Source organism: Novipirellula sp. (assembly GCF_041583735.1).
Taxonomy (GTDB): Bacteria; Planctomycetota; Planctomycetia; order Pirellulales; family Pirellulaceae; genus Novipirellula.
This window is the reverse complement of sequence record NZ_JBFHFD010000442.1, coordinates 1-7,349: the sequence shown is the minus strand read 5'-3', so window position 1 is coordinate 7,349 and position 7,349 is coordinate 1. Positions and strand designations below refer to the sequence as shown.

Sequence of the window (7,349 nt, the reverse complement as noted above, 5' to 3'; positions counted from 1 at the left end):
GGGACTCGATCCACGAGCGCGTATCGAGATGCGGAATCTGCTTCGTAAGCTTGGGGAAATGGGTAAAACCGTGATTGTCAGTAGTCACATTTTGCCCGAGCTGGCGGATGTTTGTAACAAGGTCGGGATCATCGATCGTGGGGAATTGAAACAGAACGCCAAAGTCACCGAGGTCATCAAGATGGTTCGCGAACACACCGTGTTGGTGATTCAAACGGGGCAACGCGAGCAGATGGATGATGTCGCAAAATTGCTGCAGGGGCACGAGAAAGTGCAGGGCACCGAGCCAGGCGATGATGCGATCCGCATCGTGCTAAAAGCAGGTGTGGAAGATTACAGCGATCTACCGAAACTGCTCATCGAAAATGGGATCGCGCTGAAACGGTTCAGCGAAGAAGAGCTTGATCTCGAGTCCGCGTTTATGGCACTGACCAAAGGCACCAGCCGCCGCATGTAAAGACGGTCAACCAATTACGACTCGCTTGACGGAAGGTTTTCAAGGTCAATTTTGTCTTGAGGTCTCCCGGCTGCTTGCTTCATTCTTCTTAGCCAATGGAGGCTAGCGAAACGCAGGGAACCGATTGTTTTAGCCGTCGCGAAAAGCTCGTCCAAGGGTTCACCCGGTAGGCCTGGAATAAAATCAAACAAGTCGAGGTAGCCCAGTTTAGTACTGAGCATCATCAGGTGTTCGCGGGCAATGTATTCGGGCGTAATGGCAACTGTTTTCTCAATCCCCGTTTCGGGGTCCAGCTCATTGCTAATCCAACATCCCTCTAGTTTGGATAGCACTTCATAAAGTGCTTTCACGCTTTCATCGGATCGTTTGAAGATGATATCGACATCTTGCGTGGCTCGCGGGAAGCCGTGGTAGTTGACAGCGTGTCCACCGATGATCACGAACGGTACGTTTGCTGTGGCCATTGTTTCGGCAATGCGTAGCGGCGAATCATCATTCATCGCGCAGACCGCATTCGTGTTTCATCTCCATCTCTAAACGCTTGACATTTGAAGCTCGTCGCTGATGGTGGTTGCGTTTGATAAATGCTTCGACTGCCTTCGGGTTAGATCGCATCGTTGCAATGGCGGCTTGTTGAAGCTGGTGAGATAGAGCTAAGCGCTCTTCCGGTGTCAGTGCGTGCATCTGCTTGCGACGCCAAGCGTTCGCTTTTTCATTTGCAGCCGAAACGTGGTCGGAAGTTGGTTCGATCATCAGTCAGTTGAGCATTTTTCTGGAAAGGCGTAGGGCTGATTCCCGCTAATTTTAAGCAAGTCGATCGTAGAACTCTACGGATTCACTTAATATGGCGGAAAAATCCGCGGTATTGAAATCCAAGCCGCAGTTTTGCTACTTTTGCGGAGCGGCTTTGGCTAACCGCATGACCAGATGTTCAAGCAGGAATCGATCGCGTCCATCGGCGCTGTGCGTTCCTTTGAGCCGCAGGTCGGCGTCCAGTAGCCATGGCAACAGCTGTTTGCCGCGGGCGCGACCGAGGCCTCGTAGTTGAGCTTTGGATTGCTGGATGTCCGAGGGCCGGTGGATGCCCGCCGATGCCAATGCGTCCTCGAGTTGCACCGAGCGGCCTTCGCGTTCACGATGCTCGACCACCGCGGTTGCCATTCCCAAGCGTCGAAGCGACCAAGCGATTTGGGGCAGCAACGCGATCGGCCGCTGACCGCCGCTCATCAGTTTGTCGAGTTGCAGTAGCGCTTCGGCGGCGTTGCCCGTTGCGATCGCTTCGGTGATCTGCCACACCGTTTTGCCTTGCCATCCTGCGACCACTTCGCGTACCAGCGGTTCGTCGATCGTTTCGCCGGGAGCTTTGTAGAGTGCCAGCTTGGCGATCTCGGTCTCGATCATCCCGATCTCTTCGCCCAGCATTTCGATCAGTGCATCCGCCGCTTCACCCGACAGCGTCGCGCCGTGCCGCTTGGCGACGTAATTGCACAAAAATTTGCGACGATTGGCCGCGGTGATTCCCAACTTTTTGTCGGTGCTGGCGCTGCAGGCCACTGCCAGATGGTCGCCCGCAATCGCTTTGTACAGTTTGGTGTTCGATGCGAGCGACGTCATCTCCATGACGAAGCGGTTGGACTCGCCTGGATTGGCGGCATACTTTTCCAGCTCGGGACGATGGTTCGAGACGAATTTGTCGGCGTCGCGGATCACGATCGTTCGTTTGCCATCGAAATCAAACAGTGAAGCGGTTGCCAAATCGTCACGAAGATCCGACCAGCGTACCGCTTCGCCATCGAACGAGGTGACGTCGCCATCGGAGGACAAAGCCGAAATGACCCACGTCCGTAGCGTGGTATCGGGGCCAAAGACGGCTGCCACGCTGGGCAATTCCGCCGGTGGCTTCGATAACATTTCAAAGGCGTTCAGAATCGCCATCAGAGACTTTTAGCGAGTGTTTCGAGTGGAGGCTACGCTTCGCAAACGCCTTTTGAAGTTGCGAGTTTTTCACAACCCGAAGCGTCAGCGAGGGGAAATGGATCTTACTTCGGTCCCTCGCTGACGCTTCGGGTTGTGATTCGCCGGGAAAAACGATGATAGCGCAACTTCAAAACATATGCCACCGGTGGCAGAAGTTTGCTCGCTAATTGTACGTCGATTGGCTGCGAGCGGCAGTGTGCTCGTTGTCTTCTGGCATCGGGAAACCGCTAATCGGCTGAAAACCACGGATCCGGGCGCGGGGGGCCAATCCCTGGGTGTCGATGGGGCGATCCAGCACGTAGCTTCCCATATTGCCCGCATTGTCGGTTGCATCGATGCGTAGATACAGTTGGCGTGGCAATTGAGGATCGGCGGGCCAAACGTAGTCGCCGTCGTTACGAAGCCCCGCGGCGATGGTCGTCCACGGACCTTCCACATCGTCGCTGAACGACAACGTGATCGGGCGAGTCATCAGATTAGCGTCGTCACATTCATAGCGAATCACCAGCGAACCCGTGCGGTCGCCTTCGCCATACTGAGCCCCGCTGATTCGCACCGTCGGTTTGCTCTGATCGACGACGACGACAATGTCGGGACTCTCACCCGCTTGCGGTCTCGGGCTGGTCAGCCCGTTGGAACTGACGACGACGATGCGAAAACCAAAGACGCCTTCTTCTTTCGTTTCAATGTCAAAGGGGCTGGCGTTGTCAGGGTCTTGGCCCCAAAACTTCCAACTTTTCCCGCCGTCGGTGCTGCCATACAGTTCCACCGATTCGACCCCGATGATGCCAACTGCTTCGAGTTCATATTCCAAGCTGAATCGATTCGAGTCGCTGAATCGAGTGGGAACACGGCCTCCGAACGTCGCTGAATCGATGCGAGATTGCAAGGCGCGTTGAGCACTGTATCGATCGTTTTCGGGGGTTGAGGTGGCAACCGGTTTGGATGGAGCTTGCTCGCGTTTGGCGACCGCTGCCGCCGGACGTTTTTCAGGCGGAGCGGGGCGTATCGGACGTTCATTCTTTGCGGTGAGGTCGCTCTTAGCCAAGTCGCTCTTCGTAATAGGACGCATCGCGGCCGCTGGCGTTTTCGGACGTGTCGCCGTTGTCGAGCTCGCGCTAAGGGACGGTGCGGGCACGTCACCGGTTGCCGGAGCGAACAGCGATGGACCCCCGCTGGATTTTGGTTGCGATGCTTTGCGATCGACGGTTCCAAAATCGCTGCTGACCTGCTCGGGCGTTGCGGGCTGAGGCAACTCGATCATCCCCGGACGCTGAGCATAGCGTGGCAACGGAAATGCGTTTCCGACTTGGCCCGCTCCGACTTGGCCCGCTCCGACTTGGCCCGCGACTTGACCGCGAACCGGGTTGCGTGGCACTGCAGTGGTTTGTGGCATTACAAAGCCAGAGGCGGCTGGCGGATCCGGTTGCGTTTGCAGGCCAGGTTGCGTTTGCCGAGTTGGCCGGGGCTGCAGGCTTGGTTGGGCTTGCAAGCTCGGCGGAGTGCTGACGCGAGCCGGCGTAACGGGAATGGGCGGCACCGCGGGAGCGGTCAGCACAGGCACGTTCGCTGGCGGAATAATCCGCCGCTGAATCGGTGGGCGAGGTGGTGTTCCGGTCAGCGGCGTCTGGGCAAATGCGTGTTGGGTTTCGCTCGCGGACGCGTGGCCACGAAATTGGTTCAGCGGGGAATCACCGCGAAGCGATCCATAGTTTGCGGCGATCTTAGGAACGTCGGATTCGGTTTTTTTGCGATCCAGTTTGATAATCGGGCTCGATCCGCTGGTCGGGTCGCTCTCGGCTGGACGGATATACAAGTCGGTTGACGATGGGGGCGACGAAGCCGTTCGGTGTTGAACCGAGATGGCTTTCAGTTGCGGTTTCGCAAACGGAGCAGCGTGGGGCGGTTCGCTGACACCGTTGTCGCTGGCCGCAAAGCGATTGGTAGGCAATGCCGCCAATCGAGGCCGCTGAAGTCGCTTCAATTGGACGGTCTGGTTGCCCGCCGCGTCAACGGCGGTGACATGAATCGATAGTTGACGCCAATCCTCTTTGGGAACAAACGTAAACGAACGATCCTCCCCTGCGGGTTGGACCGGAATCAATCGCCATTGAGATTCGACGTCGCTGGCGTAGTAGATCCGGGGGTCTGAAATCGCGGTGGCGTCTTCGATATTTATGCTGCAGCGAACCGTGCCATCGGCATCGCCGTCGGCATGCAGCGTCATCAGCGGGCCCGTTGTGTCGACGACGACTTTTAATTGCGGTTGAATCGGGCCTGCCGGGTGCGAACCGCCACTGGAATCGAGCGTTTGAGTGGCAAACAGGAAAACACCATCTTCGTCGCTCGAGAACGCGAACTCGCGGATCGTTGGGGGTTTCGAATCGAGGTGTTCCCAGCCCGAATTGCCTCCGCGATTGACGTACAATCGCACTTCCACCGGACGCGACCCGGCCGTGTCCACGTTGAAGGGGATTTTGAACGAGCGAGAATTGAGGACGGCAACCGGTTCGGCGGCCGAGGTAACGGCCGAGACCGCGTAACTTGGCGGTAGTCCTTTAGCAGAACCTGACTCTGTTGATATGATGGGCTCAGTGCTGCTCGTTTTCAGAGCTGGCGATTTGGCATGAGCTTGCGGTGCTGTGATAGCAAATCCCGATCCGCTTAACGCGAATACCGCAGCGGCGACGGCTTTCTTGGCGGTATGCATCTTGTCGATCAGCCCTTAAACACGGAAAACGGTGTCCTTACCTATCTTCCGGTTCGACTCGCTCCCCTTCCATTCTTGATCTATTCACCCAGCGACCTGATTCCATGACAAAGTCTTCTTACTCTTATGACGTTATTGTCATTGGTGCCGGTCATGCGGGCACCGAAGCCGCGGCCGCTGCGGCTCGTCTGGGAGCAAAAACGGCATTATTGACGACCAACCTGGACACCGTAGGCCAGATGTCTTGCAATCCCGCCATCGGGGGTGTCGCTAAGGGGCAGATTGTCCGCGAAGTCGATGCATTGGGCGGTTTGATGGGCCGAGCGATCGATGCGACCGGCATCCAATTTCGCCTACTCAACTGCCGAAAAGGCCCGGCGATGCACAGTCCACGGGCTCAAGCGGACAAAAAAGCGTACCAAAATCACGTCAAATGCCAGATCGAGCAGCAGCCCAATCTGCATCTGCGGCAAGAAACCGTCGTGGATCTGATCACCGAAACCGTCGATGGCAAAACCCGTGTCGTTGGAATCAGCGTGGTGGGCGATGCCGAGTACCTCGCTCCCACCGTGATTTTGACCACGGGCACCTTCCTCAAAGCGATCATGCATACTGGCGATGCCAAAACGTCCGGGGGCAGGGCAGGGGAGGGGACCACGACCGGGATCAGCGGGGCACTGAACCGATTAGGTTTCGAGGTCCAGCGGTTCAAGACCGGAACGCCGCCACGGCTGAACTCGCGAACGATCGATTACTCGCAACTCGAATTGCAACCGGGTGACGACAATCCGCAGCCTTTTTCGTTCATGACCGGCTCGCTGGCTCATTGTGACCAATTGCCTTGCCATATTGCCTACACCAACGACGCGGTGCACGAATTGATCCGTGCCAATTTGGATCGGGCGCCCATGTACAGCGGTCAAATCAATTCGCGGGGGCCACGCTATTGTCCCTCGATCGAAGACAAGGTTGTGCGATTTGCTGACAAAGATTCGCATCAATTGTTTCTCGAGCCCGAAGGGCGTCAAACCGAAGAGGTTTATGTCAACGGAATCTCGACCAGTCTGCCACGCGATGTCCAAGACCAGATGTTCCGCATGATCAAAGGACTCGAGAACGCTCAAATTATGCGTTACGGTTATGCCGTCGAGTACGACTTCTGTCCGCCCACGCAATTGTGGCCGCATTTGGAAAGCAAGGCGGTCGAAGGATTGTTCTTGGCTGGGCAGATCAACGGCACCACCGGTTACGAAGAGGCCGCGGGACAAGGCTTGATCGCAGGGCTGAACGCCGCCCGCAAAGTCGCCTCCAAGTCGCCATGGGTACCCACTCGTGACCAAGCCTATATCGGCGTTTTGGTTGACGATTTGGTGACCGCAGGAACCGATGAACCCTACCGTATGTTCACCAGCCGAGCGGAGTATCGTTTGCTGTTGCGACAAGACAATGCCGACCGCCGGTTGACCGCCGTTGCCGACGAGCTTGGGTTGATTGATGCGCAGCGTCGTGATCGTTTTGCCGACAAGTTGTCACAAATCGATCGAGGCATGGAGCTCTTGAAGAGTTCGCGCGTCGATAACACGCCCGGCGATGTCTATCTGCGTCGCCCCGAAGTTGATTGGAACGTGATGTGTAGCCAAGTCGAAGGACTACGCCAGATCGACGAAGATGCCGCCACGCAATGTTTGTACGATATCAAATACGAAGGCTACATCACGCGGCAAAAGATGGAGGTCGAAAAGCACCACCGCTTGGCGGGCAAGCAGATTCCGCAAGCGTTCAGTTACGACGCCATCGGGCCGCTGCGTCAAGAAGCACGAGAGAAACTAAATCGAGTTCGACCGCAGAACCTCGATCAAGCAAAGCGGATCAGCGGCGTCACGCCAGCCGATCTAGCATTGGTGCTCGCCCACCTCGAACGCAAACGCTAAGCCGTTAGGCAGGTGTCTTTCAGTAAATTGGCCGTTTTGGCGATAGCCAGGGTTCCGGCACGGAACTGGCACTAACGCCCAATCAGGGGCGCTGTGAAGCATTTAGAGACGGCAAATTACGGTGTTTGCATTCCGTAGCTACGCTGCTCCGAAAACGGCATCCGGTAATTTGCTGGGTGCGGGCAGACCGATAGCGATGGCTCTTATGAACAAGGCCTTAAATATCGGCTTGTGGATTATTTGTGTTTAGGTGACGTGACGTCGTTCAGGCTGC

5 protein-coding genes and 1 pseudogene are annotated in these 7,349 nt (G+C 56.5%); 2 read left to right on the top strand and 4 right to left on the bottom strand.

Annotated features, from left to right (window positions below; genetic code table 11):
* A pseudogene (locus ABX962_RS25210) lies at nt 1-457 on the top strand (multidrug ABC transporter ATP-binding protein); the annotation flags it as partial.
* Between the two features lie 14 nt (nt 458-471).
* Here ABX962_RS25210 and ABX962_RS25205 read toward each other — a convergent pair.
* The 4 genes from ABX962_RS25205 to ABX962_RS25190 all read right to left on the bottom strand — a co-directional run bounded on the left by ABX962_RS25205 (nt 472) and on the right by ABX962_RS25190 (nt 5,144).
* Entirely contained in the window at nt 472-957 is a 486-nt protein-coding gene (locus ABX962_RS25205; RefSeq protein WP_372723430.1) for a hypothetical protein, read from the bottom strand.
* Nucleotides 950-1,210, bottom strand: coding sequence for a hypothetical protein (locus ABX962_RS25200; RefSeq protein ID WP_372723428.1), 261 nt, complete (start codon nt 1,208-1,210; stop codon nt 950-952). The genes ABX962_RS25205 and ABX962_RS25200 overlap by 8 nt, the downstream gene beginning before the upstream one ends.
* A 135-nt stretch (nt 1,211-1,345) precedes the next feature.
* Complete coding sequence (gene holA, locus ABX962_RS25195) at nt 1,346-2,392, bottom strand: DNA polymerase III subunit delta (RefSeq protein WP_372723426.1); 1,047 nt, start codon at nt 2,390-2,392, stop codon at nt 1,346-1,348.
* Between the two features lie 205 nt (nt 2,393-2,597).
* Nucleotides 2,598-5,144, bottom strand: a complete 2,547-nt coding sequence (locus tag ABX962_RS25190) for a hypothetical protein (RefSeq protein WP_372723424.1) — start codon at nt 5,142-5,144, stop codon at nt 2,598-2,600.
* 104 nt (nt 5,145-5,248) lie between these two features.
* Here ABX962_RS25190 and mnmG point away from each other — a divergent pair, with 104 nt between their 5' ends.
* The gene (gene mnmG / locus ABX962_RS25185) at nt 5,249-7,075 is read left to right on the top strand and encodes a tRNA uridine-5-carboxymethylaminomethyl(34) synthesis enzyme MnmG (RefSeq protein WP_372723422.1); all 1,827 of its coding nucleotides are present in this window, start codon (nt 5,249-5,251) and stop codon (nt 7,073-7,075) included.
* Nucleotides 7,076-7,349: the final 274 nt, after the last annotated feature.

Coding starts and splice junctions, on each gene's coding strand:
- mnmG (WP_372723422.1), top strand. CDS start 5,249: ATGACAAAGTCTTCTTACTCTTATGACGTTATTGTCATTGGTGCCGGT.
- ABX962_RS25205 (WP_372723430.1), bottom strand. CDS start 957: ATGAATGATGATTCGCCGCTACGCATTGCCGAAACAATGGCCACAGCA.
- ABX962_RS25200 (WP_372723428.1), bottom strand. CDS start 1,210: ATGATCGAACCAACTTCCGACCACGTTTCGGCTGCAAATGAAAAAGCG.
- holA (WP_372723426.1), bottom strand. CDS start 2,392: ATGGCGATTCTGAACGCCTTTGAAATGTTATCGAAGCCACCGGCGGAA.
- ABX962_RS25190 (WP_372723424.1), bottom strand. CDS start 5,144: ATGCATACCGCCAAGAAAGCCGTCGCCGCTGCGGTATTCGCGTTAAGC.